The organism is Streptococcus sp. 27098_8_134 (genome assembly GCF_041431675.1).
Taxonomy (GTDB): Bacteria; Bacillota; Bacilli; order Lactobacillales; family Streptococcaceae; genus Streptococcus; species Streptococcus sanguinis_R.
On the sequence record NZ_JAPVYD010000002.1, the window covers coordinates 191,341 to 218,062 of the forward strand.

The following is a 26,722-nucleotide window of genomic DNA, read 5'->3' on the forward strand; positions in this document are numbered from 1 at the left end:
AGGAGATTAAAATGAAAAAATTAAAACAACTATTGATGACCGTCTTGGTCTTTATCCTGACTTTTGCAGGGCTACCGGTCGTATCGGCTGATACAACGACCTACACCATCCAACTGACCGGAACGACAACTGGTCACACTTATGAAGTCTATCATATTTTTTCAGGGACTTTAGATGCTAGCAACACCTTGACCAATATCGAGTGGGGACCTGGGGTTACTGGAGCAGGTAGAACTCATTTTGGAGATGCATCTGAAAAAGCAGCTTCTTTAAACGGTAAGCAAAACGACTCTGCGGAGGCTAAAGCCTTTGCCCAAGAATTGAATCAATATTTATCAGGTTCAGGTGTAACAACCGTTAAATCCCAGCAAGGTACGACAACCATTTCAGGACTAAAACCTGGTTACTATCTTATTAAGGATAGTCGGGGATCATTGGATAATAGAAGTGGTCAAGCCTATACTAGATTTATGCTGCAAGTGGCCAAGGATACAACTGTAGCCGTGAAAGCAGATGTTCCAACTCTTACAAAACAAGTTCAAGCTAATGGCTCTCAAAATTATACTGCAGCGACGGAATATAGAATTGGACAAAATATTCCTTTCCAAATTACCGCAACTCTTCCAAGCAACTATGCTGAATTTCCGCAATATGTATTTACAATCAAGGATACGATTCCTGCCGGAATGACCCATAATAATGATGCTCGAGTTTATCTAAAAGAAGGTGGAACTGAAAAAGACATTTCAACATTTTTCCCAATTTCCTATACAGGCAATGTCATTACGATAACTGCTGGTGATCTTAAAGGCAATCAAGAAGTTACAGCATCTAGTAAGATTGTCGTTCGCTACACTTCAAGTTTAAACAATTATCCTATAATGGGTGGGGTAGGAAATCCTAATATAGCTAGCCTGACCTATTCAAATGATCCAAATGGAAATAATTCTTCAACTACTGAAACTCCTGAAACCAAGGCAAATGTCTATACCTACCAGCTGACAGTGAATAAGGTCAAAGAAAACCAAGCAGCTCTTGCTGGTGCAGGATTTACTCTTTATAAGAAGATCAATAACCAATACACTGAGATTAAAAAGTTTGAAGCTGGATCAAACAGCAGATTTGATTTTATGGGGCTGGATTCGGGTGACTACAAGCTTGTGGAAAGTACAGTTCCAGTGGGCTACAATGCTATGAAAGATGTCGAGTTTACCATTTCAGGTACAATCGACTCCACAGGAGCTTTGACAAATCTGACAGCAACTTCAGCGACCGCGACATTTGATTCTAATGTCAATACTGGTGTAATCACCCTGAAAGTGGTCAATAAGCGAGGTGCTCTTCTGCCAAACACAGGTGGAATTGGAACAACCATTCTTTACCTAATCGGAACAAGCCTAGTTCTTGGTGCTGGAGTTCTATTTATTATCAAGAAACGCGCTGACTCTAGGTAATCTTAGGGAGAAAGGAAGAGGTAGATGAAGTATACTATCTCTTTTCCTTTCTTATGCGACTGAATAAATATTATGAAAAAACATCTTATTAATTTTTTGCTAATTTTATTTTTAGTTAGTGGGATAGGATTGTTACTCTACCCTACTGTAAGTGAACTTTGGAACTCTTATCATCAGTCGCAAGCTATTTCAAATTATGAAAATAAAGTAGAAAAGCTAGACACGAGTAAAGCAGATGAGATGAGAGAGGCTGCAAAGTTCTATAACCAAACCCTCGAAAAAGGAGTTGTTCCTAACTATCGTCTTTCAGAGGAAGAAAAAAACAACTACAATAGCCTATTAGATGTTACAGGGACTGGCATTATGGCTTATGTGGAAATTCCTAAGCTAGGAACCAACCTGCCCATTTACCATGGGACAGATGATGCTATTTTGCAAGTAGCAATTGGGCATATTCCAGGAAGTTCACTGCCAGTTGGCGGTCAAGGGACCCACTCAGTTATATCAGGTCACCGAGGTTTGCCTTCAGCTAAGCTGTTTACAGATATTGACAAATTAAAAAATGGAGATCGGTTTATGATCCATGTCTTGGGAAAGACTATCACTTATCAAGTGGATCAGACCTTAACAGTTGAGCCTGATGATATTTCTTCCTTGAGCATTGACCCAGAACAAGATTATTGCACACTAGTTACCTGTACCCCTTACGGGATAAATAGTCACCGCTTGTTGGTTAGAGGTCACCGAGTTCCGAATGAGGAGAAGATTTCCAAATCAAGCAAGAAGAGGACGAACGTGATTCCTTGGCTTTATATAGCTATTATCCTTCTTTTGCTGATCTTTATTTTGATTGTTCTTTACGGCAGGAGTAAGAAAAAAAGAGCAGAGCTACGTCTTAAAACAGGTTTGCGCTCAGCCGTTTATCGCAAACAGAACAAAAAGGGGTATCATGCTAAATGATTTATGGAAATAGGAACAGTTATGTGAGAGTTAATGAAGAAGACAATTACTTTTTATCAAGGCAACAGTGCTTTATTCTTAAAAATCCTCACAGGATAAGACACTTAGTCTTGATATTTTACTCTTACAAAAAACGACTGGTACAAGATTTGTCTCAGTCGCTTTTTATTACTAATAATTCAAAAACTGTTCGATTTCCTGCTTTTCAATCTGTTTACCGTGCTGGCAGACTGGGCAGGTGAGGTAATGTTTTCTACCGTAAGGAAAGGTTGGAATCCAATAAAGTGTAAACTTTCGGCCGGTTTCAATAATGTCCCAAGGTGCGACATTGTGGCAGTTGGCACACTCGATACTGCTTTGGGTCTGTCCTACGTTTTTCTGATAACCTTTATATCCCCAGATAATCATATTGATTTCCCTCCTTTATTGGTTGGGCAGCAAGCTTATTTGCTGAAGTCATAGTCCTTGATAATCTCGATTTTTTCAATCTTGATATCTTTTTTAGGCTTGTCATTGTCGTCTGTTTCTGCGGCAGCGATTTTGTCCACCACATCCATCCCTTCCAGCACTTGGCCGAATACGGTATAAGCTCCGCCATCTAAAGTAGGATTTCCACCGTTTTTATAGGCTTCGATGATTTTAGCTGGGAAAGAATCCGTAGACATTTGGCTAGACAGGTCTTTCTTGCTTTGGTTGATGAAGAACTGACTGCCATTGGTACCAGGGCCTGCATTGGCCATGGATAGGGCACCACGAATATTATAGAGATATGGAGAATACTCATTTTTAAAGCCGTTTCCAGAGTCTTTAGACTTGTCTTTGCCTTTCCAGATAGACTCGCCTCCAGTGCCGTTGCCTTTAGGGTCTCCAGTCTGAATCATAAATTCATTGATAACACGGTGAAATATAATGCCGTCATAGTAGCCTTCCTTGGCATGGGTCAGGAAGTTTTCAACGGCCAGTGGGGCTTGTTTTGGAAAGAGCTTGATGCGGATATCGCCTTCAGTCGTTACCAACTTGACTTCCGCTTCATCCTCTGCAACTTCTGTAGATAGCTGCGGGAAGTTGGCATTTTCGTTGGTCATGGCATCCTTGAATTGCTCACGGAGTTTGCTGGTTTCCTCTGGATCAGAGCTAGAGCTCACTAGAGAGGAACTGCTGGATGAGTTGGAGGAGCTAGTAGTCTCCTCTTCTTTGCCTTTACCAGAGCAGCCAGCCAAGACAAGTCCTGATAAGAGGCTAATAAGAAGAATTTTTTTCATATAAAACCTTTCTCGTATTAGATTGTAAACTACTGATATTTTACTACAATTAGGCTAGTTTTTCAAACCCTCCTGTGTCAGACAATCCAGAAGCAGATTTTTAAGTCCTGCTGGCTGTAAATTCAGGCCGCGAATTGCTTCTATGTCTAGCCATTCGGGTTGATAGATATTCTGGGTATGACTGCGAAGGGCTTCCTCGCCCTGAATCATTGGGGCTGATGTATGGGTGATAGTGGCACGAAAATAGATTTCTAAGCGTTGGCCATTTCTGAAAGTAAAGGCTGGCTGAAGCTGTTTTTCAGACAAGCTCCAACCCAGCTCTTCCTGAATTTCTCGCTGAGCTGCTTGGACTGCAGTCTCACCTGACTCAGCCCCGCCGCCCGGTATCACAAAATACTCTTCTCCATTTTTCCAGCGGTGGATGAGCAGTATTTGCTTAGTTTCGGGATTGAAAAGAATGACTCCGGCTCGCATTATCTTCCTCCTGAAATATTTTTACTGTTAATTAATTAGAATTTCCTTTTATTCTAACACAAGAGCAAGAGTTTTGCTTGGACCTTCTAAAGTAATGGTAGAGAGATCACATTTATCTTGATAAGATTAAGTTTTAAATACAGAAGAAGCTTAGTAGTAGGCAGACTTGTGCATGATGAAAGATTGTGGTAAAATAAACAAAGTAAAAATAATAAGGAGTGTTTTCCATGGAGAAAAGACTGACAAGAGATGTCAAAAACAAGAAAATCGCTGGTGTATGTGCTGGTATCGCAAACTACTTTGATTTAGATCCAACCTTGGTCCGTGTTATTTGGATTCTTTTGGTCTGTGTGGCAGGTACAGGTGTTTTGGCTTACTTGATTGCTTGGGCGGTTATGCCAGAAGATTCAAGTGCAGAAGCTTAATAAGGAGTGCGTGATAGTGAGATGAGAACTGGTTAGCCCAGTTCTTTTTGCGTGGATAAATAAGTTTTTTTGCTTTTGATTTAGATAAAAGATTTCTCATCTATGGCTCAAATATGGTATAATAAGGGTTATGGCAACTAAGAAAAACACGAAAAAAGGCCGGACAACTCGCCGGCCGACAAAAGCAGAATTAGAAAGACAAAAAGCAATAAAGAGAATGATTGCCACCTTTGTATTGGCTCTTATTCTTTTGTTTGCAGCAATTAAGCTAGGTGCCTTTGGGGTCACCATTTATAATATGATTCGCCTCTTGGTGGGAAGCTTGGCTTATCTAGCTATTCTGGCCAGCTTTGGCTATCTCTTTTTTTTCAAGTGGCTGCACAAGCACGAGGGGATGGTTTCAGGATTTATCAGCCTCTTTTTAGGACTGGAGTTAATTTTCCAAGCTTATTTTGTCAGTGTGTTGAAGCTAGAAGGGGCATCTGTCTTATCCACAACTCTAGGCAGGGTCTTGACTGATCTGACAGCTTTTAAGGTTACCTCCTTCGCAGGTGGCGGTCTGCTGGGCTCTCTCCTGTATGCGCCTATCTCTTTCCTTTTTTCAAATATTGGCTCCTATTTCTTCGGCCTGCTCCTCATTCTTTTGGGCGGTCTGCTTATGAGTCCTTGGTCTATCTATGATATTTCAGAAAAGGCTATGGCAGCCTTTCAAAATTGGAGAGAGAAGCAGGAAGAAAAGCGACAGCTCCGTTTCTTGGAGCAGGAAGAGAAAGCTGCACAGGCAGCGATGCAAGCCATTGAGGTAGAGCAAGTAGAAGCTGAAGTCAATCCTGAAACAGGAGAGATTTTAGATGACGAGGACTTGTCAGAAACAGCTGTGAACTTTGACGAGGCAGACTATGAGGAAGTAGGAGAGTATGACCCCCATGAGCCTCTGGACTTTGGTCGCGAAGAAGAGACGGAAGAGGCAGAGACGGACGTAGACGTAGAAGTGGACTTTACCACCAAGGAAAGTCTGGACTACAAGCTGCCGACCATCAACCTCTTTGCACCCGACAAGCCTAAGAATCAGTCTAAAGAAAAGCGCATTGTTCGAGATAATATCAAAATTTTGGAAGAGACCTTTGCTAGTTTTGGGATCAAGGCTGCTGTTGAGCGGGCTGAAATCGGACCTTCCGTCACTAAGTACGAGGTCAAGCCAGCTGTTGGTGTTCGGGTCAATCGGATTTCCAATCTGGCTGATGATTTGGCTCTAGCCTTGGCTGCCAAGGATGTGCGGATTGAAGCGCCGATTCCTGGGAAATCCCTAGTAGGGATTGAAGTGCCCAACTCTGAAGTTGCGACCGTGACCTTCCGAGAACTCTGGGACCAGTCGAAGACGGATGCCAGCAAGCTCCTAGAAATCCCACTTGGGAAGGCTGTAAACGGCTCTGTCCGCTCCTTTGACTTGGCTAAGATGCCCCATCTCTTGGTAGCGGGCTCTACTGGATCTGGTAAATCTGTGGCCGTCAACGGTATTATCGCCAGCATTCTTATGAAGGCCAGACCGGATGAAGTCAAGTTTATGATGGTGGATCCTAAGATGGTGGAGCTGTCCGTTTATAATGACATTCCCCACTTGCTTATCCCAGTCGTGACCAATCCTCGCAAGGCTAGCCGTGCACTCCAGAAGGTTGTAGATGAGATGGAAAACCGCTATGAACTCTTCTCCAAGGTCGGTGCCCGTAACATTGCTGGCTATAATGCTAAAGTAGCCGAGTACAATGCTCAGTCAGAATACAAGCAGGTGCCCCTGCCTTTAATCGTCGTCATCGTGGACGAGCTGGCTGACCTTATGATGGTGGCCAGCAAGGAAGTGGAAGACGCTATTATCCGTTTAGGGCAAAAAGCGCGTGCGGCTGGAATTCACATGATTCTGGCTACCCAACGGCCATCTGTAGATGTTATCTCGGGTCTGATTAAGGCCAATGTGCCCTCTCGGATTGCCTTTGCTGTATCCAGCGGGACAGATAGTCGGACTATTCTGGATGAAAATGGAGCAGAAAAGCTCTTGGGTCGAGGAGACATGCTCTTTAAGCCAATTGACGAAAACCACCCGGTTCGTCTGCAGGGCTCCTTTATCTCGGATGAAGATGTGGAGCGAATCGTAGCCTTCGTCAAGAATCAAGCTGAAGCTGATTATGACGATAGTTTTGATCCTGGTGAAGTATCTGAAAGTGATTTGGATACTGGTGGGGGCGATGATGAAGGCGATCCTCTCTTTGAAGAAGCCAAGGCCTTGGTTATCGAGACTCAGAAAGCCAGCGCATCTATGATTCAGCGGCGACTCTCGGTCGGTTTTAATCGGGCTACTCGTCTTATGGAAGAACTTGAAGCAGCAGGCGTTATCGGGCCAGCCGAGGGAACCAAGCCGAGAAAGGTTTTGCAGACAAATTAATTCTAATTTCACTAGTCTGCTAGCAAGATAATCATTTGATAAAAACAAATCTGCCAGCAGTCAGCCGGCAGATTTTCTCTACTCACTCAAAGGAAAGGAAAGAAGTTATGAAACTGGACACCATTCACCATATAGCCATCATTGGTCATGATTATGCCAAGACCAGAGAGTTTTATGTGGATAAGCTGGGCTTTGAGCAGGTGGATGAGCACCATCGGCCAGACAAGCAGGATATTCTTTTTAATGTCCGCAAGGGAAATCTGACTCTGGAAATTTTTATCAAGGAAGAAGCACCTAAGAGACCGGCCCTGCCGCATCCTGAGCATACAGGTCTGCGTCATCTGGCCTTCCGAGTGACAAATGTCGAAGAAACGCTAGCGGAATTTGACCGTTTAAAGATTCCTCATACCGAGCTGCGCTATGATGACTTCGACGGCCGTAAGATGGCTTTCTTCTTTGATCCGGATGGCCTGCCTCTGGAGATTCATGAATAAGACTAGGAGCATCGGAAGGACCTTTTTTCTCAGCAAAAGAAGGACTTATAAATCTCACATATGAAAAACCCATCGGCTATCTAATAACCGATGGGTTTTGTTTTGCATTATTACAAAAAGAGACCGATGACCATGGCTAGGTACATGAAGAAGGTCAGAAGAAAACCTGCCCGCCAGAAGAACTTAAAGAACTTAGGGTAGTAGAAGCTCCGTTTTTTCTTGAGAAAATAGATGGTAATGGCAATAGCAAGAACTGAGAGAGCCAGGGTCAGCTGGGGCAGCAAGCTATGATAGTAGGCCTTGTCTGAAATGATATAAAATTCCACAACAAAAAGCGGAAAAGCCAAGTCCGCAAAGTTTAAACCGTATTTTCTTAATTGAAAAACTCGCACTGTAATAGTGGTTAAAATCAAAGTTAAAAAGATAAATAAAATCGAAGCAATCTTTAATAGTGTCATAAGATTATTTTACCACAAAAAATTCAAAAAAGAAGATAAAATTCCTTGCATTTAAGAAAGTTTAGTGTATAATAGAAAGGTATGCGAAAAGCATACTTGTGGGAGGTAAAAATCTTTATTTACCGCCAAAACCACAAAGGAGGATTTAAAAATGGCTAAAAAAGTCGAAAAACTTGTAAAATTGCAAATCCCTGCTGGTAAAGCTACTCCAGCTCCACCAGTTGGTCCTGCGCTTGGTCAAGCCGGTATCAACATCATGGGATTCACTAAGGAGTTCAACGCTCGTACAGCTGATCAAGCTGGTATGATTATTCCAGTTGTTATCTCAGTATACGAAGACAAATCATTCACTTTCGTGACTAAGACTCCGCCAGCTGCTGTTCTTTTGAAGAAAGCTGCAGGTGTTGAAAAAGGTTCAGGTGAGCCAAACAAAACGAAAGTTGCAACAGTTACTCGTGCGCAAGTACAAGAAATTGCTGAAACTAAGATGCCAGATTTGAACGCTGCAAACATCGAGTCTGCAATGCGTATGATTGAAGGTACTGCTCGTTCTATGGGATTCACTGTTGTTGACTAATCAATAACGTTCATCCCATTTGCCCGCACTACACTTGATCAGATTGACGAGTGACGTGGGAGATGAAAATCGATTGAACCACTTACAAGGAGAAAGATAAAATGGCTAAAAAAAGCAAACAACTTCGTGCTGCTCTTGAAAAAATCGACAGCACAAAAGCATACAGCGTAGAAGAAGCTGTAGCACTTGCAAAAGAAACTAACTTTGCAAAATTCGATGCAACTGTAGAAGTTGCTTACAACTTGAACATTGACGTTAAAAAAGCTGACCAACAAATCCGTGGCGCAATGGTATTGCCAAACGGAACTGGTAAAACTTCACGCGTTCTTGTTTTCGCACGTGGAGCAAAAGCTGAAGAAGCAAAAGCTGCTGGTGCAGACTTCGTTGGTGAAGATGACCTCGTTGCAAAAATCAACGACGGTTGGTTGGACTTTGACGTAGTAATCGCTACACCAGATATGATGGCACTTGTAGGTCGCCTTGGACGTGTCCTTGGACCTCGTAACTTGATGCCAAACCCTAAGACTGGTACTGTAACAATGGACGTTGCAAAAGCAGTTGAAGAGTCTAAAGGTGGTAAGATTACTTACCGTGCAGACCGTGCAGGTAACGTACAAGCTATCATTGGTAAAGTTTCATTTGAAGCTGACAAGTTGGTTGAAAACTTCAAAGCTTTCAACGACACAATCCAAAAAGCGAAACCAGCTACTGCTAAAGGTACTTACGTAACTAACCTGACTATCACTACTACACAAGGTGTTGGTATCAAGGTTGATGTAAACTCACTTTAAGAATTAAATTGAACTGCCTTCGGGCGGTTCTTTTTTTGAAATAAAAATGATGATAGCGGTTACAATTGCAAAGAAACATGTTATAATATTATGGAATCAATTTATTTTATAACAAAAGGAGACGGTGTCATGAAAAAAGATCAGAACCAGCTAACCTGGCTGATGGTATCTCTGATTGCTTTTAATATGGTCTGGGGTCTGGGCAATGTGGTTAATAACTACTCCCAGCAGGGCATTTCGGTAATTGTTTCTTGGATTCTTATCCTAGCTATTTACTTTATTCCCTATGCCCTCATCGTGGGGCAGCTAGGCTCGACTTTCAAGGAGAGCGGAGGCGGTGTCAGCGACTGGGTGGAGAAGACCTCTACCAAGCGTCTGGCTTATTTTGCGGCCTGGACTTACTGGGTGGTGCATATTCCTTATCTGGCTCAGAAGCCGCAGGGAGTTTTGATTCCGCTAGGCTGGGCCATTCAGGGAAATGGCGATTTTTTGAGCAGTCTTGATATTCACTGGATTGTTATTCTTAGCTTGCTGATTTTCGGTGCCTTTCTCTACTTGTCTACCAAGGGGCTTTCAACTCTCAAGGTGATAGGGGGCTTGGCAGGAAGTGCCATGCTCATCATGTCTTTCCTCTTCGTTCTCTTAGCGGTCGGGGCGCCTTTTATCAAACCTGATATGCAGTTTGCGACGGCCAATATGGATAAGGTCAGCACCTATATTCCCAACTTTGATTTTTCTTATTTCACGACTATCTCCCTCTTAGTCTTTGCGGTCGGCGGGGCTGAGAAAATATCGCCTTACGTTAATCAAACACGCAATCCAGCCAAGGAATTTCCAAAGGGAATGATTGTCATGGCTGTCATGGTTGGTGCATCTGCTATCCTAGGCTCTCTGGCTATGGGCATGCTTTTTGATGGCAGCAATATTCCTGAGGATCTGATGCGAAACGGCGCTTACCAAGCCTTCCAAAAGCTGGGCAATTACTGGGGTGTGGGAAATGTTCTAGTAGTCATCTATGCCCTGACCAATATGGTTGGACAGATTGCTGCACTGGCTTTCTCTATTGATGCGCCTCTGCAAATCATGCTCAATAATGCTGATGAAGAGTTTGTCCCAAGCTGGCTGCGTAAGCGAACATCAAAAGGTGTCCTCATTAACGGTTACATTCTGACAGGGATTTTGGTTAGCTTCTTGATTATTCTGCCAATCTTTGGAATCAAGGAAATTGACGGCCTAGTCAAATGGATGACCAACCTCAACTCTATCGTTATGCCCATGCGGTATCTCTGGGTATTCCTGGCCTACATGATGTTGAACAAGGCCTGGAAGAAGTACAAGGATGCCGAGTATAAATTTACCAAAAATCCAAAAGTCGGCTTTGCCATCGGAGCTTGGTGCTTCCTCTTTACAGCCTTTGCCTGCATTTTAGGGATGGTTCCGAAAGTGGACTTTGCCAAAGACCCAGCTGGCTGGCAATTCTCTCTCTTGACTAATATTTTGACCCCAATCGTCTTAATCAGTCTGGGTGTTATTCTGCCAATTTTAGCTAAGCGGGAAAAGAAACAGTCTCTCAAGTAGTGAGTGGATTATGTGAAAGATGATTGAAGTTTTTACTTCCCAGTCCTATCTGATGATGGGGCTGGTTTTTCTGTGAAATGAGCTTGTCTGCTCTGCTATTTTACTAAAAGGAAAAAAGAAAAATTTCAGTGATTTAACTATATAAAAATCACAAAATGTGGTAAAATAGTACAGATAAAATAAGGAGTAAAAAAATGGTAGAACCTAAGTATAAGCGTATTTTGATTAAGTTGTCAGGTGAAGCTCTTGCCGGTGAAAAAGGCGTTGGTATTGATATTCAAACCGTTCAGAAGATGGCGGAAGAAATCAAAGAAGTTCACGATTTGGGAGTTCAGATTGCTCTGGTCATCGGAGGCGGAAACCTTTGGCGGGGTGAGCCGGCAGCAGAAGCGGGCATGGACCGCGTGCAGGCCGACTATACTGGTATGTTGGGTACTGTCATGAATGCGCTGGTAATGGCGGATTCGCTGCAGCAAGTCGGTGTAGATACGCGCGTGCAGACAGCGATTGCTATGCAGCAGGTGGCTGAGCCTTACATCCGTGGTCGAGCCCTTCGTCATCTGGAAAAAGGCCGTATCGTAATTTTCGGTGCAGGTATTGGTTCTCCTTATTTTTCAACCGATACAACCGCTGCCTTGCGATCAGCAGAGATTGAAGCAGATGCGATTCTCATGGCTAAAAATGGCGTGGACGGTGTCTATAATGCAGATCCTAAGAAGGACAAGACCGCTGTTAAGTTTGATGAACTGACCCACCGAGATGTCATCAGCAAGGGACTGCGGATTATGGACTCAACGGCTTCGACCTTGTCTATGGACAATGATATTGACTTGGTTGTCTTTAACATGAATGAGCCGGGCAATATCAAACGTGTTGTTATCGGTGAGCAAATCGGAACAACAGTATCAAATAATTTATAAGAATGGAGATTAGAAACTCATGGCAAATGCAATTGTAGAAAAAGCAAAAGAAAGAATGACCCACTCGCACCAAAGTCTGGCTCGTGAATTTGGCAGCATCCGTGCAGGCCGCGCCAATGCCAGCCTTTTAGACCGCATCCATGTGGAGTACTATGGAGTAGAAACTCCGCTCAATCAAATCGCTTCGATTACGATTCCGGAAGCACGTGTCCTTTTGGTCACACCTTTTGACAAGTCTTCTATCAAGGACATTGAGCGTGCGCTTAATGCTTCTGACCTTGGGATTACGCCAGCCAGCGATGGATCTGTGATTCGTCTGGTCATTCCAGCTCTGACAGAGGAAACTCGCCGGGACTTGGCTAAAGAAGTGAAAAAGGTCGGTGAAAATGCTAAAGTTGCCATCCGTAACATCCGCCGCGATGCTATGGACGAAGCTAAGAAGCAGGAAAAAGCCAAAGAAATCACTGAAGATGAATTGAAGACTTTGGAAAAGGATATTCAAAAAGTAACGGACGATGCTGTCAAACATATCGATGAGATGACAGCCAATAAAGAAAAAGAACTTTTAGAAGTTTAACATTTTTATCAGAATCAAAACTCAGTTGGCTTTGGCTGACTGAGTTGTTTTAACATCAAAAATCCTTGCCTGGTTTGAAGAAGCAAGGTAGAAAATAGGTCTATATGAATACAAATCTTGCCAGCTTCATCGTGGGTATCATCACGGATGAAAATGATCGCTTTTACTTTGTTCAAAAGGACGGTCAGGTTTACGCTCTTTCTAAGGAAGAGGGAGAGCACGAGTTAGGTCAGTCTGTCAAAGGCTTTGCCTACAGTGATATGAAACAGAAGCTTCGCCTGACAACTCTTGAAGTTACAGCTACTCAAGACCAGTTTGGCTGGGGAACAGTAACGGAGGTTCGCAAGGATTTAGGCGTCTTTGTCGATACTGGTCTGCCGGATAAGCAAATCGTTGTGTCACTAGACATCTTGCCAGAAATCAAGGAACTCTGGCCTAAGAAGGGTGATCGCCTTTATATCCGTCTGGATGTGGACAAGAAAGATCGCATCTGGGGCCAACTGGCTTATCAAGAGGATTTCCAGCGTCTGGCTCGTCCTGCCTATAATAACATGCAGAACCAAAACTGGCCAGCCATCGTTTATCGGCTCAAGCTTTCTGGCACCTTTGTCTACCTGCCGGAGAATAATATGCTGGGCTTCATCCATCCAAGCGAGCGCTATGCAGAGCCTCGTCTAGGGCAAGTCTTGGACGCACGGGTAATTGGCTTCCGTGAAGTAGACCGCACTCTTAATCTTTCGCTTAAGCCTCGCTCATTTGAAATGCTGGAAAACGATGCCCAGATGATTCTAACCTATCTGGAGAGCAATGGCGGCTTTATGACCTTGAACGACAAGTCTTCACCAGACGACATCAAGGCGACCTTTGGCATTTCCAAAGGCCAGTTTAAAAAAGCTCTGGGTGGGCTGATGAAAGCTGGTAAAATCAAGCAGGACCCGACCGGAACGGAGTTGGTGTGAGGATGAAGAGTTGACATCTAGAGCTGATGCTTGGAAGGGTACAATCTTAAAGAAATGAAAGGAACCTATGAGAAAATCTTTTTACAGCTGGCTGATGACAGAGCGCAATCCTAAGAGCAAGGAGCCCAAGGCTATTTTGGCAGATTTGGCTTTTCAGGATACGGCCTTTCCCAAGCATACGGATGATTTTGATGAGGTCAGTCGTTTTCTGGAGGAGCATGCAAATTTTTCCTTTAACTTGGGCGAGTTTGATGCTATTTGGGAAGAATATCAAGCCCATTAAGTGGATAGTGGCTAGGGATAGTCATTTTCTGCTTGCTTTGATATAATAAAGATAATTCATTCAAAAAAATAAAATAGAGAGGTTCTTTGTTTGCAGGAACATTCAGTAGAATTGAAACTGGGCCATCCAGATGATGCCTTTCATCTCTTTGGTTCTAATGAACGCCATTTGCGCCTAATGGAGCAGGAATTGAAGGTAACCATTCATGCCCGAACCGAGATTGTGCAGATTTTGGGTACGGAGGCTGCCTGTGAGGAGACTCGACAGGTCATTCAGGCTCTGTTGGTCTTGGTTAATCGTGGCATGACCATCGGTACGCCCGATGTTGTGACAGCCATTACAATGGTCAAAAATGATGAAATTGATAAGTTTGTAGCTCTTTATGAAGAAGAGATTATCAAGGACAGTTATGGCAAACCGATTCGGGTCAAGACACTTGGTCAGAAAATCTATGTGGACAGTGTTAAAAATCATGATATCGTCTTTGGGATTGGTCCAGCTGGAACAGGGAAGACCTTTCTGGCGGTGACCTTGGCCGTGACAGCTCTCAAACGTGGGCAGGTCAAGCGAATTATCCTGACACGTCCAGCAGTGGAAGCTGGTGAGAGTTTGGGCTTTCTGCCTGGTGACCTTAAGGAAAAGGTGGATCCTTATCTGCGTCCGGTCTATGATGCCTTGTATCAGATTTTGGGCAAGGACCAGACAACGCGCCTTATGGAGCGAGAAATCATTGAAATTGCACCTTTAGCTTATATGCGGGGGCGGACGCTGGATGATGCTTTTGTGATTCTGGACGAGGCACAGAATACCACCATTATGCAGATGAAGATGTTTCTGACGCGGCTGGGATTCCAGTCCAAGATGATTGTCAATGGAGACATCAGCCAGATTGACCTGCCTCGCAATGTTAAATCAGGACTCATTGATGCTCAGGAGAAATTGAAGAATATCTCCCAGATTGATTTTGTTCATTTCTCAGCTAAGGATGTCGTTCGTCATCCAGTGGTAGCGGAAATTATCCGGGCTTATGAGCCAGCTCCTGTTAAAGCTAGTGAATCTGATATAGGAGAAACAGAATAGCATACGAAAAGAGCAGATTTATTTCTGCTCTTTTTTGTGAGATTGATTTGAAAAGTAGAAATTTTCAACTAAACGAGTTCGTCAATAGATGTGTAGTCCTTGTTGAGGCCTTCTGCAACTGGCTGACTGGTGATGTGGCCTTGGTAGGTTGTGACACCTTGACGCAGGCCTGGGTCATCTTCAATGGCTTGTTTGAAGCCTTTCTCTGCCAAGGCTTCAATATAAGGAAGGGTGACATTGGTCAAGGCGATAGTAGAAGTGCGGGCTACGGCACCAGGAATATTAGCAACTGCATAGTGGAGGACACCGTGTTTTTCGTAAACAGGCTCGGTGTGAGTCGTTACGCGGTCAGCAGTTTCAATAACACCGCCTTGGTCAACAGCTACGTCAACAATGACAGAGCCTGGACGCATTTGCTTAACCATATCGTCTGTCACTAGTTTCGGAGCTTTCGCACCTGGAATGAGGACAGCGCCAATCACGACATCTGCCTCTCGAACGCTAGCTTCGATATTGAACGGATTAGACATGAGGGTCTGGATTTGATGACCGAAGACATCTTCTAGGACAGACAGACGCTTAGCGCTGATATCCAAAATAGTCACTTGAGCACCCAGTCCTAGAGCGATACGAGCGGCATGAGTACCTACGACACCGCCACCGATGATGGTGACTTTACCTTTCGGAACACCTGGTACACCACCGAGAAGTACGCCAGATCCACCTTCACGCTTAGTCAGGAAGTGGGCTCCGATTTGGACCGCCATCCGACCAGCTACCTCACTCATAGGTACCAAGAGTGGCAGTTGTCCATCTTGATCGCGGACGGTTTCATAGGCCAGACCAGTCGTCTTGGCACTTGTCATAGCATCTGCTAGCTCAGGAGCGGCAGCCATGTGCAGGTAGGTAAAGAGTAAGAGGTCATCGCGGAGGAAGCTATATTCGGCTGCCAGAGGTTCTTTGACCTTGACCACCAGCTCAGCTGCCCAAGCTTCTGCAGCAGTAGGGACGATTTTTGCACCTTGCTTTTGGTAGTCTGCATCTGTAAAACCAGATCCCAGCCCTGCATTTGTCTCAATCAGCACTTCATGTCCTTTACCAACGAGGCTTTGAACACCAGCTGGTGTCAGAGCGACACGATTTTCATTGTTTTTGATTTCTTTTGGAATACCGATTAACATAAAAAATATGCTCCTTTTTTAAGATGTTTTTATTGTATATGAAAACGCTTCAAAAATCAAGAAAAAATCGGAGCGGTTTGCTTTCATTAGTGAATTGTGCTATTCTGTTAAGAAAAACTAGGAGGTCCTGATGGAAAATATCTATGTCAAACTGGCTCGTCATACCAGACTGGAAACTGAGCGGTTGATTCTGCGTCCGGTGACCTTGGAGGATGCCCCGGCGATGTTTGAGTACGCATCGGATGAGGAAAATACTCGCTATATTTTTGAAACAAATAAAAGCCTGGAAGAGACACGCAATAATATCGCTCTCTTTTATCTGGCCAATCCTCTGGGGCGCTGGGGATTAGAAGTGAAGGAGAGCGGCAAATTCATCGGGACGATTGACCTGCATAAGATCAGGCTGGACTTGAAAACAGCGGCTATCGGCTATGTAATCAATAAAAAATACTGGAATCAGGGATATACGACAGAGGCCAATCGCGCAGTAATCAAGCTAGCTTTTGAGGAAATCAGAATGAACAAACTTGTAGCGCTGCATGATGTGGATAATCCAGCATCTGGCAGGGTTATGGTCAAGTCTGGTATGAAATATTCCCACGAAGAGCCTTACGCATCACTAGATAAGCATGAGAAAGGCCGCATTGTGACGCGTGTGCATTACTATCTGACTAGGGAAGATTATTTTGCAAAAAAATGAGAAAGGATATTGACAAGCACCTATCTACATGATATATTAGATAGGTACGCTGATTTAGCTCAGTTGGCAGAGCGCATCCATGGTAAGGATGAGGTCGCCGGTTCGATCCCGGCAATTAGCATCTTGTAGGACAAGGTTGGGTTTTCCCAGCCTTTTCTTTTTGTCAACGATAGCTGGTCGTGGAATGCAAAGTTTCGGGAAGAAACATAATAAAAATAGCTGCTTTTGTCTTTGCGGTGAGAGGTTGACAAATCTGCTCTGGTATTTTCCAAAACCCAGCCCTTGGCTCCCTAAAGTGAGTCAAAATATGATATAATAAGGTAATACTAGCAAAGCGGGTAAGATATGTATATCGAAATGGTAGATGAGACGGGTCAGGTTTCGGAAGGGATTCTTAAACAGACCCAGGAAATTTTGGAGTTTGCGGCCCAGAAAACGGGCAAGGAAAATAAGGAAATGGCTGTGACTTTTGTCAGCAATGCGCGCAGTCATGAACTAAACTTGGAATATAGAGATACGGATCGGCCGACGGATGTGATCAGCTTGGAGTATAAGCCTGAGCTGGACATCGCTGTTGACGAGGAGGATTTGCTGGACCACCCTGAGCTAGCTGAGATGCTGGAAGATTTTGACGCCTATATCGGCGAGCTGTTCATTTCAGTGGACAAGGCGCGTGAGCAGGCAGAGGAATACGGCCACAGCTTTGAGCGGGAGATGGGCTTTTTGGCAGTGCATGGTTTTCTGCATATCAACGGCTATGATCACTATACGCCGGAAGAAGAAGCAGAAATGTTTGGATTACAGGAAGAAATTTTAACTGCTTATGGACTCACAAGGAAATAACAAACGCAAATGGAAAAATCGAGATGTGGTCTCGAGTCTGGAATTTGCTTTAACCGGTATTTTTACAGCCTTTAAAGAGGAGCGCAACCTGCGTAAGCATGTCCTTTCAGCTCTGGTAGTGATAGTTGCGGGACTGATTTTTGACTTGTCTGCGATAGAGTGGCTCTTTCTCTTTTTGAGCATTTTTCTGGTCATTGCCTTTGAGATTGTCAATTCTGCCATTGAGAATGTCGTGGATCTGGCCAGCGATTACCACTTTTCTATGCGGGCAAAGAATGCCAAGGATATGGCGGCGGGAGCTGTTCTGGTCGTGTCTGGCTTTGCTGTTGTGACGGGACTGATTATTTTTGTTCCCAAGATTTGGGATTGGATTTTTTAAAGATTTGAAAATCGGGGGAGACTGCCGATTTTCTGCTGTTTTTATGGAAATAATAGAGGTGAAATAATGACTTTTAAATCAGGTTTTGTAGCTATTTTAGGACGTCCTAATGTTGGGAAATCCACCTTTTTGAATCATGTTATGGGGCAAAAAATTGCCATCATGAGCGATAAGGCTCAGACCACTCGCAATAAAATTATGGGGATTTATACAACGGATAAGGAGCAGATTGTCTTTATCGACACGCCGGGAATCCACAAGCCTAAGACGGCTCTAGGCGATTTTATGGTGGAAGCAGCCTACAGCACCCTGCGTGAGGTGGATACCGTCCTCTTCATGGTGCCAGCTGATGAGCCGCGTGGCAAGGGCGATGACATGATTATCGAACGCCTGAAAGCGGCTAAGGTGCCAGTTATTTTGGTGGTTAATAAGATTGATAAAGTCCATCCGGATCAGCTTTTAGCGCAAATTGATGATTTCCGTCAGCAGATGGACTTCAAAGAAATCGTGCCGATTTCAGCCCTGCAGGGCAATAATGTTTCTCATCTTATTGACATCCTTAGTGAGAATCTGGAGGAAGGCTTCCAGTATTTCCCAGAAGACCAGATTACCGACCATCCGGAGCGCTTTCTGGTGTCAGAGATGATTCGTGAGAAAGTGTTGATGCTGACGCGGGAGGAAATTCCTCACTCAGTCGCTGTGGTTGTTGACAGCATGAAGCGAGACGAAGAGACGGACAAGGTCCATATCCGAGCGACTATCATGGTGGAGCGCGACAGCCAAAAAGGCATTATCATTGGTAAAGGCGGTTCCATGCTGAAGAAAATCGGATCCATGGCTCGGCGTGATATTGAGCTCATGCTGGGGGACAAGGTCTTCCTAGAAACCTGGGTCAAGGTCAAGAAAAACTGGCGGGACAAGAAGCTGGACTTGGCGGACTTTGGCTATAATAAGAAGGAATATTGAATCCCTAAGGAAGCTAGGAAAAATTATTTTTAAAATAGCAGTGAAAGAGAGCATAACAATTTGTTATCTCTTTTTACTACAAACTAGCAGCAAGATATAAAATTGTTGATATTACGTTATTTAATAGCTACTATCATTCCGTTAATCCGCAAATATTGTTCCGTTAATCCTCGTATTGTTCCGAACTATGGTATAATAGAGGGAGAAAGTGAGGAGTGCTCATGTATATGACAGTGAGGCAGGCAGCTGATCTCTGGGGTATTTCTGATCGTCGAGTTCGGTCTCTGTGCAGTCAGGGAAAGATTCCGGGTGCTGTCCAAGAAGGGCGTTTGTGGAGAATTCCCTCAGATGCCAGAAAACCAGCGGATGGTCGCTATAAAAAAGCAGAGAGCCTCTTGCCTTTGATTGATGAAAAGATGATGAAGTTATCAAAACTTCGCCCTTTGACGGATGGAGAGCTGGAGCGGCTGAATGAAGAGTTCACAGTCGAATATACTTATAATTCAAATGCCATTGAGGGCAATACTCTGACCTTGCGTGAGACAGATTTGGTCCTGCGTGGATTGACTATTGATCAAAAGCCTTTAAAAGATCATATGGAGGCAATCGGTCATCAGGAGGCTTTTCAGTATGTTCAAAGGCTTGTTGAGGAGAACCAGCCTTTGTCAGATCAGATGATAAAGGATATTCATTATCTAGTATTAGCGGATAAAAAAAATGACCGAGGCATTTATCGGAGAGTCCCGGTGCGCATCATGGGAGCAGCCAATGAACCGGCTCAGCCGTATATGATTGCTCCATTGATGGAGAAGATCCTAATGGACTATGCTGCAAGTCAGGAAAATATGGTGACCAAACTAGCTCAGTTTCATATTGCCTTTGAGAGTATCCATCCGTTTATTGACGGCAATGGCCGAACGGGGAGGCTCTTGGTGAATTTGGAGTTGATGAAGGCAGGCTATCCACCAATTGATATAAAATTTATGGACAGATTAGCTTATTACCAAGCATTTGATGACTTTCATTCAAAAGGAAGTTTATCGGCAATGGAGGATTTATTTGCCAAATATATCAATGAAAGATTGGATATGTATTTGGAGATTTTATCTCTTGGTGATGAAGCATAAGGAGAGCAGATTTATTTATGATTGATATAAATTTTGCCAATCCTGCTTTCTTTATCTCAGGTGGGAAAGAAGCCGAAACCATTCATGACTGGCACCGCAGGTTGGCACAGAAAAATGTTAGGTCTGAATACGCCTACTATCCTTACAAAGGGCATGCTTGGCTTTTTAGTGATGTGGATACGCATATTCAGCTGCTGTGCTATTTCTTTCAAAATGCTGCCTTTCCAGAGAAATTGAAAGGATTTTGATATGGACTATATTTCCTATATTCGCTCCAAGGTGGGGCATGATAAGGTTATTCTGAATTTTGCTGGTGGGATTCTGGCAGACGAGGAAGGTCGTGTGCTTCTGCAGTTGCGAGGCGATAAAAAAACATGGGCGATTCCTGGTGGAGCTATGGAGCTCGGGGAGACTTCTTTGCAAGCAGCCGTGCGCGAGTTTTACGAAGAGACAGGCGTTTCTGTTGAAGCCAAGCGCTTGCTGAATGTCTACACTAATTTTGATGAATCTTATCCTAATGGTGACAAAGTGCAGACGGTTGTCTTTCTGTATGAATTGCAGGCATTGGAGAATGTTGATATTTCCAATTTTCACAATGAGGAAACACTACGGTTAGGCTTTTTTTCTAAAGAAGAAATAGCAGAGCTGGAAAATGTATCGGATAAACACCGCCTGATGCTGGATGAGTATTTTTCGGACAGCTTTGCTATGGGGCTTTGATATTAAGAATAATAAGAAAGGAGCTTTATGCCTGAATTACCTGAAGTGGAAACGGTTCGGTGCGGTTTGGAGCGTCTGGTTGTTGGCAAGACGATTGGGCAGGTGCGGGTCCGCTATGCCAAGATGATTGGAACGGGAGTGGATAGCTTTATTCATGACTTGCCAGGTCAGACCATTGAAAGGATTGGCCGTCGGGGCAAGTATTTGCTCTTTTACCTGACGGGTGGAGTGCTGGTTTCCCATCTGCGAATGGAAGGCAAGTATCTTTTTTATCCTGATGAGGTGCCTGAGCGCAAGCATGCTCATGTCTTTTTCGAGACGACGGATGGTGGAACGCTTGTTTATGAGGATGTCCGCAAGTTTGGGACCATGGAGCTGTTGAGAAAGGACCAGCTGGAGGCTTATTTTGCTGCCAGAAAGCTTGGTCCTGAGCCGACAGAGGCGGACTTTCTTTTATCTCCTTTTGCAGCAGCTTTGAAGCGTTCCAAGAAGCCCATCAAACCCTATTTGCTGGAGCAGACCTTGGTTGTTGGGCTGGGCAATATCTATGTAGATGAGGCCCTTTGGCGGGCGCGGATTCATCCGGCAAGGCCAGCAGCTAGTCTGAAGCCTGCTGAGGCCAAGCGGCTGCGTGAGCAGATTATAGAAGTTTTGCAGCTTGGGATTGAAAAGAGAGGATCGACCATTCGGACCTATCGTAATGCTTTGGGTGAAGATGGCACGATGCAGGATTTTCTGCAGGTCTATGGAAAGACTGGTCAACCTTGTGCTAGATGCGGCAGCCCGATTGAGAAAATTAAGCTGGGCGGTCGAGGTACACATCTCTGTCCTCATTGCCAGAAAGCGAGGTAGCTGTTATGGTAAGAATTATCGGTATCACTGGCGGCATTGCCTCGGGTAAGTCAATAGTGACAGAGTTTTTGAGGCAGCAGGGCTACCAAGTCATTGATGCGGATCAAGTAGTACATGAGCTGCAGGAGCCGGGGGGACGGCTTTATCAAGCTCTTTTATCCGCTTTTGGCTCAGCTATCTTACGGGAAGATGGCCGCTTGGATCGGCCTAAGCTGGGAGCTATGATTTTTGGGAATCCTCAACTCTTGGAGCAATCCAGTCAAATACAAAATCAGATTATCCGCGAGGAACTGGCTGGCAGGAGAGATATGCTGGCAGAGACGGAAGACATCTTTTTTATGGATCTTCCCTTGCTGTTTGAGTTACAATATGAGGACTGGTCTGACCAAATCTGGCTGGTGGATGTGACAGAGGAAACTCAGCTCAGTCGTCTTATGTCTCGAAATGCTCTCAGTCAGGAAGAGGCAGAAAAACGCATAGCAGCTCAGCTATCTCTCCGAGAAAAACGAAAGAGGGCGGACGTGCTGATAGATAATAATGGCTCGCTAGAGGCTACTCGACAGCAGATTCGCGATGCTTTGCAGAAATTAGAAAGAAGATGATTTATCACGACACAAGTAAATTGGAAACATAACCTGAAAGTCGCTTGGTTTGGGAACTTCCTGACAGGTGCCAGCATTTCTCTGGTGACGCCTTTTATGCCACTCTTCGTGGAGCAGTTGGGTGCCAGAGGTCATGAGGTGGAGTATTACGCTGGGCTAGGGATTTCACTCTCTGCAATCTCAGCGGCGCTACTCTCTCCTGTCTGGGGAAGTCTGGCCGACCGATATGGCCGTAAGCCTATGATGATACGTGCAGCTACTGCCATGGTTTTCACTATGGGAGGTATTGCCTTTGTGCCCAATATTTTCTGGCTCTTACTCCTACGCTTTCTAAACGGTGTTTTCGCTGGTTATGTTCCCAACAGCACAGCTCTGATTGCCAGTCAGGCTCCCAAGGAAAAAACGGGTTATGCTCTGGGAACTCTCTCGACCGGTGTCGTTGCGGGTAATCTTATGGGGCCGTTTATTGGCGGTCTGATTGCGGAGATGTTCGGTATCCGCAATGTCTTTCTCCTGATTGGCGGCTTCTTTCTAGTGGCAGCCTTGATGACCTTTTATTTGATTCGGGAGGATTTTGTGCCAGTGACCCGACAAGAAGAGGTAGGCTTTAGGGAATTGCTGCGTCAACTCAGGTATCCTAGGATGCTGATTAATCTCTTTCTGACCAGCTTTGTTATCCAGTTTGCAGCTCAATCCATCAGTCCTATCCTTGCCCTCTATGTCAGAGAGCTGGGGCAAAAGGACAATCTGATCTTTGTTTCGGGTCTCATCGTATCTAGCATGGGACTTTCCAGCATGATGAGCTCCAGTATTCTGGGGCGGTTAGGAGACCGTATCGGCAATCACAGGCTTCTGGTGCTGGCTCAGTTCTATTCAATCCTGATTTATCTGCTCTGTGCCAATGCTGACTCCCCTATGCAGCTGGGCTTTTATCGCTTTTTATTTGGCCTAGGAACAGGGGCGCTGATACCGGGTGTCAATGCCCTGCTAAGCAAGATAACACCCAAGTTTGGAATCTCTAGGATTTTCAGCTATAATCAGATTTTCTTTTATCTGGGTGGAGTGGTCGGCCCTATGTCTGGATCGTTCATTGCGGCAGCCTATGGCTATCATTCAGTCTTTTACGCAACAGCAGGGCTGGTTGCCGTTAGTATGCTGGCCAATCTCTTTAGTTTTCGAAATTTATTTAAAAAGAAGGATATCTAGTGCGCGTTAAAATAAATTTAAAATGTTCCAGCTGCGGTAGTCAGAACTATCTGACCAGCAAAAATACTAAAACTCATCCGGAAAAAATTGAGGTCTTAAAGTATTGTCCTAAGGAAAGAAAAGTTACTTTACATCTTGAATCCAAGTAGATTTTATGATAAAATAGATAGGATTTTAAGGAGTTTTTATTTATGTACAACCTATTATTAACCATTTTAGTCATTTTATCAGCTATTATTGTCATTGCAATTTTTATGCAGCCAACCAAAAATCAGTCCAGCAACGTCTTTGATGCCAGTGCCAACGATTTGTTTGAACGTCCTAAGGCACGCGGTTTTGAAGCTGTGATGCAGCGTATGACGGGAATCATGATTTTCTTCTGGCTACTGATTGCATTGGTATTAGCAGTATTATCAAGTAAATAAAATGGGCTCTGACTTCGTCTTGGCCTATTTTTTAAGTTTTAAAGAGATTTAGAAGAGATGAAGAAAGAACTCATCAAAAGAAGAGGAATATGAAATCAGAAATTATTGAATATTTAAAAGACAGGCAGCAAGCTAGCGTAGATGAGCTGGCGGCTGCTTTGGGGAAAGAGTCTTCCAAGGACTTTAGTAGCTTGGTCAAGACCATCTCCCAGATGGAAAGAAAGCATCGGATTCGCTTTGATGACAAGGGGCGGATTGAGCTTTATGAGAAGAAAAAGCAGGAGCGTCTGACGCTCAAAGGTGTTTTTCATGCCCACAAGAATGGCTTTGGCTTTGTCACCTTGAATGAGGAAGAGGATGACCTCTTTGTCGGCCGTAATGATGTCAATCATGCCATTGATGGCGATACAGTGGAAGTAGTCATTACCAAGGTTGCAGACCGTATCAAGGGAACGTCAGCTGAGGCTAAGGTTATCGATATTTTGGAGCACAGCCTGACATCAGCAGTTGGTCAGCTGGTTCTGGATGAGGAAAAGCCCAAGTACGCGGGCTATATCCGCTCGAAAAACCAGAAAATCCGCCAGTCTATTTATGTCAAAAAACCAGCCATGGTTTTAGATGGCACAGAGGTGCTCAAGGTCGCTATTGACAAATATCCAACTAAGAAACACGATTTCTTTGTGGCCAGTCTGGTCGATGTAGTCGGTCATGTCAACGATCCAGGTATTGATGTGTTAGAAGTGCTGGAGTCGATGGACATTGTCTCCGAATTTTCAGAAAAGGTTTTGGAAGAGGCCGAGCGAGTTCCGGATGCACCGACAGAGAGTGATTTGGCAAGGCGTTTGGACCTGCGTGAAGAGATTATCTTCACCATTGATGGAGCGGATGCCAAAGACTTGGACGATGCTGTTCATATCAAGCGCCTGAAAAATGGCAACTTTGAGCTAGGCGTCCATATCGCAGATGTGTCCTACTATGTCAAAGAAGGCTCTGAGCTGGACAAGGAAGCCCTCAATCGGGCGACCTCTGTCTATGTGACCGACCGCGTGGTGCCTATGCTGCCGGAGCGGCTGTCCAACGGAATCTGCTCCCTCAATCCCAATGTGGACCGGCTGACCCAGTCGGCTATCATGGAGATTGATGCCAAGGGACGCGTGGTCAAGCATACCATCACCCAGACTGTTATCAAGACGACCTTCCGCATGACCTACAGCGATGTCAACGACATCATCGCAGGAGATCAGGAAAAAGCTGAGCAGTTCAAGGCCATTGTGCCTAGTATTGACAGCATGGTGCGTTTGCATGAGATCCTGGAAAGCATGCGTTTTAAACGGGGTGCGCTTAACTTTGATACCAATGAAGCCAAAATCATGGTCAACAAGGAAGGTCGACCGGTGGATATTGTCCTGCGCCAGCGTGGGATTGCCGAGCGCATGATTGAGTCCTTTATGCTGGTGGCAAATGAGACGGTGGCTGAGCATTTTGCTAAGCTAAATCTGCCCTTCATCTATCGGATCCATGAGGAGCCTAAGGCGGAGAAGGTGCAGAAGTTTATCGATTACGCTTCTAGCTTTGGGATTCGGATATACGGGACGGCTAGCTCTATGAGTCAGCAGGCTCTGCAGGATATTATGGAGGCGGTCAAAGACCAGCCTTATGAGGATGTCCTATCCATGATGCTTTTGCGCTCCATGCAGCAGGCTCGCTACTCTGAGCACAATCACGGCCACTATGGTCTGGCAGCGGAGTTTTATACGCATTTCACCAGTCCTATTCGCCGCTATCCGGACCTTCTGGTTCATCGGATGGTGCGGGATTATGGCAAATCTAAGGAAATAGCAGAGCATTTTGAGCAAGTGATTCCAGAGATTGCTAGTCAGTCTTCCAGCCGAGAGCGTCGGGCTATCGAAGCCGAGCGTGAAGTCGAAGCCATGAAAAAAGCTGAGTACATGGAAGAATTTGTTGGAGAAGAGTTTGACGGCGTAGTTTCAGGCGTCGTGAAGTTCGGACTCTTTGTTGAGTTGCCCAATACGGTCGAAGGCTTGATTCATGTCACCAACCTGCCAGAGTTTTACAGCTACAATGAGCGGACGATGACACTGAAAGGAGAAAAGTCCGGTGTGGTCTTCAAGGTCGGTCAGCAGATTCGCATCAAGCTGGTTCGAGCGGATAAGGCTACGGGTGAGATTGACTTTGAATACCTGCCAAGTGAATATGACCTGATAGAAAAGACCAGTAAGACTGGCAGAGGTAAGTCGGGCAGAAAGAGACGTCGTGAGGATGACAAGCGCAGCCATTCTTCCAAAGAAAAAGGCTACAGAGATAAGAAAGATAAGAAGCCCAAGAAAGGCAAGAGCCAGAAGGCATTTTACAAGGAATTAGTCAAGAAAGGAGCCAAGCATGGCAAAGGGAGAAGGAAAGGTCGTCGCGCAAAATAAAAAGGCCAGACACGACTACACCATCGTAGATACCATCGAGGCTGGCATGGTGCTGACCGGTACGGAAATCAAGAGCGTCCGTGTTGCCCGTATCAATCTAAAAGACGGCTTTGCCCAAATCAAGAACGGTGAGGCCTGGCTCAGTAATGTCCATATCGCGCCTTATGAAGAGGGCAATATCTGGAACCAAGAGCCTGAGCGCCGCAGAAAGCTGCTGCTGCATAAGAAGCAGATCCAAAAGCTGGAGCAGGAGACCAAGGGAACTGGTATGACGCTGGTGCCGCTCAAGGTCTATCTCAAGGACGGCTATGCCAAGCTCCTCTTGGGCTTAGCCAAAGGGAAGCACGACTATGACAAGCGCGAGTCCATCAAACGCCGCGAGCAAAACCGCGACATCGCAAGACAAATGAAGAACTTTAATACAAGATGAAAGACTGGGTGACCGGTCTTTTTTTATTTTAAGGAGCAAGTTTTCCAATTATTCGATTGTCTTCGATGACTTTTCTAATTTTAAAAAAAGAAGTGAGCATAATAGTTGATAAGTAAGCATTTAG

Annotated in this window: 31 protein-coding genes, 1 tRNA gene and 1 pseudogene; 28 read left to right on the plus strand and 5 right to left on the minus strand. The window is 44.7% G+C overall.

Features of this window, described 5'->3' with window-relative positions; all coding sequences use genetic code 11:
- Window positions 1-11 precede the first annotated feature (11 nt).
- Together O3620_RS05430 and O3620_RS05435 are read left to right on the plus strand one after the other, a co-directional pair.
- Window positions 12-1,454: an isopeptide-forming domain-containing fimbrial protein gene (locus O3620_RS05430; protein ID WP_371601507.1), complete on the plus strand. Its 1,443-nt coding sequence runs from the start codon at window positions 12-14 to the stop codon at window positions 1,452-1,454.
- Between the two features lie 72 nt (window positions 1,455-1,526).
- Window positions 1,527-2,414: a class C sortase gene (locus O3620_RS05435; RefSeq protein WP_371601508.1), complete on the plus strand. Its 888-nt coding sequence runs from the start codon at window positions 1,527-1,529 to the stop codon at window positions 2,412-2,414.
- A gap of 171 nt (window positions 2,415-2,585) precedes the next feature.
- On the opposite strand, the gene O3620_RS05440 is transcribed toward O3620_RS05435, so the two are convergent.
- From O3620_RS05440 to O3620_RS05450, 3 genes are read right to left on the minus strand one after another with little or no spacing between them, the layout of a single operon-like run.
- Entirely contained in the window at window positions 2,586-2,822 is a 237-nt protein-coding gene (locus O3620_RS05440) for a zinc-ribbon domain-containing protein (protein WP_126435291.1), read from the minus strand.
- A 35-nt stretch (window positions 2,823-2,857) separates the two neighbouring features.
- Window positions 2,858-3,676, minus strand: a complete 819-nt coding sequence (locus tag O3620_RS05445; RefSeq protein ID WP_371601509.1) for a peptidylprolyl isomerase — start codon at window positions 3,674-3,676, stop codon at window positions 2,858-2,860.
- A 54-nt stretch (window positions 3,677-3,730) separates the two neighbouring features.
- Window positions 3,731-4,150, minus strand: coding sequence for an NUDIX domain-containing protein (locus tag O3620_RS05450; protein WP_371601510.1), 420 nt, complete (start codon window positions 4,148-4,150; stop codon window positions 3,731-3,733).
- Between the two features lie 227 nt (window positions 4,151-4,377).
- Between O3620_RS05450 and O3620_RS05455 the strand changes: the two genes are divergently transcribed.
- From O3620_RS05455 to O3620_RS05465, 3 genes are all read left to right on the plus strand, one after another.
- Window positions 4,378-4,575, plus strand: a complete 198-nt coding sequence (locus tag O3620_RS05455; RefSeq protein ID WP_072074324.1) for a PspC domain-containing protein — start codon at window positions 4,378-4,380, stop codon at window positions 4,573-4,575.
- Between the two features lie 130 nt (window positions 4,576-4,705).
- A complete protein-coding gene (locus O3620_RS05460) occupies window positions 4,706-7,012 on the plus strand; it encodes a DNA translocase FtsK (protein ID WP_371601511.1) in 2,307 nt (768 codons plus the stop codon).
- Between the two features lie 107 nt (window positions 7,013-7,119).
- Window positions 7,120-7,506 carry a VOC family protein gene (locus O3620_RS05465; RefSeq protein ID WP_168955868.1) on the plus strand — a complete coding sequence of 129 codons (387 nt, stop codon included), beginning with the start codon at window positions 7,120-7,122 and terminating at the stop codon, window positions 7,504-7,506.
- A gap of 110 nt (window positions 7,507-7,616) precedes the next feature.
- Here O3620_RS05465 and O3620_RS05470 read toward each other — a convergent pair whose 3' ends face one another.
- Window positions 7,617-7,964 (minus strand): DUF3397 domain-containing protein, encoded by a 348-nt coding sequence (locus O3620_RS05470; protein WP_002897148.1) that lies wholly within the window; start codon window positions 7,962-7,964, stop codon window positions 7,617-7,619.
- Window positions 7,965-8,115: 151 nt separating this feature from the next.
- Here O3620_RS05470 and rplK point away from each other — a divergent pair, with 151 nt between their 5' ends.
- The 8 genes from rplK to O3620_RS05510 all read left to right on the plus strand — a co-directional run bounded on the left by rplK (window position 8,116) and on the right by O3620_RS05510 (window position 14,729).
- Window positions 8,116-8,541, plus strand: a complete 426-nt coding sequence (gene rplK / locus O3620_RS05475) for a 50S ribosomal protein L11 (RefSeq protein ID WP_002894851.1) — start codon at window positions 8,116-8,118, stop codon at window positions 8,539-8,541.
- Window positions 8,542-8,642: 101 nt separating this feature from the next.
- A complete protein-coding gene (gene rplA / locus O3620_RS05480) occupies window positions 8,643-9,332 on the plus strand; it encodes a 50S ribosomal protein L1 (RefSeq protein ID WP_002894855.1) in 690 nt (229 codons plus the stop codon).
- A 129-nt stretch (window positions 9,333-9,461) separates the two neighbouring features.
- Window positions 9,462-10,910: an APC family permease gene (locus O3620_RS05485; protein WP_125351182.1), complete on the plus strand. Its 1,449-nt coding sequence runs from the start codon at window positions 9,462-9,464 to the stop codon at window positions 10,908-10,910.
- Between the two features lie 194 nt (window positions 10,911-11,104).
- Window positions 11,105-11,830 (plus strand): UMP kinase, encoded by a 726-nt coding sequence (pyrH, locus tag O3620_RS05490; RefSeq protein ID WP_002894857.1) that lies wholly within the window; start codon window positions 11,105-11,107, stop codon window positions 11,828-11,830.
- A 19-nt stretch (window positions 11,831-11,849) separates the two neighbouring features.
- Window positions 11,850-12,407, plus strand: a complete 558-nt coding sequence (frr, locus tag O3620_RS05495) for a ribosome recycling factor (RefSeq protein ID WP_002894858.1) — start codon at window positions 11,850-11,852, stop codon at window positions 12,405-12,407.
- A gap of 104 nt (window positions 12,408-12,511) precedes the next feature.
- Window positions 12,512-13,366 (plus strand): RNA-binding virulence regulatory protein CvfB, encoded by an 855-nt coding sequence (gene cvfB / locus O3620_RS05500; RefSeq protein WP_002918623.1) that lies wholly within the window; start codon window positions 12,512-12,514, stop codon window positions 13,364-13,366.
- A gap of 67 nt (window positions 13,367-13,433) precedes the next feature.
- Window positions 13,434-13,649, plus strand: a complete 216-nt coding sequence (locus O3620_RS05505) for a YozE family protein (protein ID WP_002894860.1) — start codon at window positions 13,434-13,436, stop codon at window positions 13,647-13,649.
- 90 nt (window positions 13,650-13,739) lie between these two features.
- Window positions 13,740-14,729, plus strand: coding sequence for a PhoH family protein (locus tag O3620_RS05510; protein WP_002918631.1), 990 nt, complete (start codon window positions 13,740-13,742; stop codon window positions 14,727-14,729).
- 68 nt (window positions 14,730-14,797) lie between these two features.
- Here O3620_RS05510 and ald read toward each other — a convergent pair whose 3' ends face one another.
- The gene (gene ald, locus O3620_RS05515) at window positions 14,798-15,910 is read right to left on the minus strand and encodes an alanine dehydrogenase (protein ID WP_002918634.1); all 1,113 of its coding nucleotides are present in this window, start codon (window positions 15,908-15,910) and stop codon (window positions 14,798-14,800) included.
- 130 nt (window positions 15,911-16,040) lie between these two features.
- Here ald and O3620_RS05520 point away from each other — a divergent pair, with 130 nt between their 5' ends.
- From O3620_RS05520 to smpB, 15 genes and pseudogenes are all read left to right on the plus strand, one after another.
- Window positions 16,041-16,610, plus strand: a complete 570-nt coding sequence (locus tag O3620_RS05520; RefSeq protein WP_002918635.1) for a GNAT family N-acetyltransferase — start codon at window positions 16,041-16,043, stop codon at window positions 16,608-16,610.
- Between the two features lie 48 nt (window positions 16,611-16,658).
- A tRNA-Thr gene (locus O3620_RS05525) sits at window positions 16,659-16,731 on the plus strand.
- Between the two features lie 224 nt (window positions 16,732-16,955).
- On the plus strand, window positions 16,956-17,453 hold the full coding sequence (gene ybeY, locus O3620_RS05530) for an rRNA maturation RNase YbeY (RefSeq protein ID WP_002918637.1): 498 nt from the start codon (window positions 16,956-16,958) through the stop codon (window positions 17,451-17,453).
- Window positions 17,434-17,832, plus strand: a complete 399-nt coding sequence (locus tag O3620_RS05535) for a diacylglycerol kinase family protein (protein ID WP_002918638.1) — start codon at window positions 17,434-17,436, stop codon at window positions 17,830-17,832. The genes ybeY and O3620_RS05535 overlap by 20 nt, the downstream gene beginning before the upstream one ends.
- Window positions 17,833-17,898: 66 nt before the next feature.
- A complete protein-coding gene (era, locus tag O3620_RS05540) occupies window positions 17,899-18,798 on the plus strand; it encodes a GTPase Era (protein ID WP_002894867.1) in 900 nt (299 codons plus the stop codon).
- A gap of 221 nt (window positions 18,799-19,019) precedes the next feature.
- Window positions 19,020-19,925 carry a Fic family protein gene (locus O3620_RS05545; RefSeq protein ID WP_371601512.1) on the plus strand — a complete coding sequence of 302 codons (906 nt, stop codon included), beginning with the start codon at window positions 19,020-19,022 and terminating at the stop codon, window positions 19,923-19,925.
- A 29-nt stretch (window positions 19,926-19,954) separates the two neighbouring features.
- Window positions 19,955-20,173 (plus strand): annotated as a pseudogene (locus tag O3620_RS05550) (hypothetical protein); the annotation flags it as partial.
- 1 nt (window position 20,174) lies between these two features.
- Window positions 20,175-20,645 carry an NUDIX hydrolase gene (locus O3620_RS05555; protein ID WP_270622583.1) on the plus strand — a complete coding sequence of 157 codons (471 nt, stop codon included), beginning with the start codon at window positions 20,175-20,177 and terminating at the stop codon, window positions 20,643-20,645.
- Window positions 20,646-20,672: 27 nt separating this feature from the next.
- Window positions 20,673-21,497 (plus strand): DNA-formamidopyrimidine glycosylase, encoded by an 825-nt coding sequence (gene mutM, locus O3620_RS05560; protein ID WP_125402561.1) that lies wholly within the window; start codon window positions 20,673-20,675, stop codon window positions 21,495-21,497.
- Window positions 21,498-21,502: 5 nt separating this feature from the next.
- Window positions 21,503-22,099, plus strand: a complete 597-nt coding sequence (coaE, locus tag O3620_RS05565; RefSeq protein WP_125402563.1) for a dephospho-CoA kinase — start codon at window positions 21,503-21,505, stop codon at window positions 22,097-22,099.
- A gap of 3 nt (window positions 22,100-22,102) precedes the next feature.
- Complete coding sequence (locus O3620_RS05570; RefSeq protein WP_328264004.1) at window positions 22,103-23,305, plus strand: multidrug efflux MFS transporter; 1,203 nt, start codon at window positions 22,103-22,105, stop codon at window positions 23,303-23,305.
- Window positions 23,305-23,454: a 50S ribosomal protein L33 gene (gene rpmG / locus O3620_RS05575; protein WP_072074309.1), complete on the plus strand. Its 150-nt coding sequence runs from the start codon at window positions 23,305-23,307 to the stop codon at window positions 23,452-23,454. The genes O3620_RS05570 and rpmG overlap by 1 nt, the downstream gene beginning before the upstream one ends.
- Before the next feature lie 42 nt (window positions 23,455-23,496).
- The gene (secG, locus tag O3620_RS05580) at window positions 23,497-23,730 is read left to right on the plus strand and encodes a preprotein translocase subunit SecG (RefSeq protein WP_002894878.1); all 234 of its coding nucleotides are present in this window, start codon (window positions 23,497-23,499) and stop codon (window positions 23,728-23,730) included.
- A gap of 89 nt (window positions 23,731-23,819) precedes the next feature.
- Window positions 23,820-26,168, plus strand: coding sequence for a ribonuclease R (rnr, locus tag O3620_RS05585; protein ID WP_371601513.1), 2,349 nt, complete (start codon window positions 23,820-23,822; stop codon window positions 26,166-26,168).
- Window positions 26,131-26,598 carry an SsrA-binding protein SmpB gene (gene smpB, locus O3620_RS05590; RefSeq protein WP_061592537.1) on the plus strand — a complete coding sequence of 156 codons (468 nt, stop codon included), beginning with the start codon at window positions 26,131-26,133 and terminating at the stop codon, window positions 26,596-26,598. Before rnr ends, smpB begins: the two co-directional genes overlap by 38 nt.
- The last annotated feature ends 124 nt before the right edge of the window (window positions 26,599-26,722 follow it).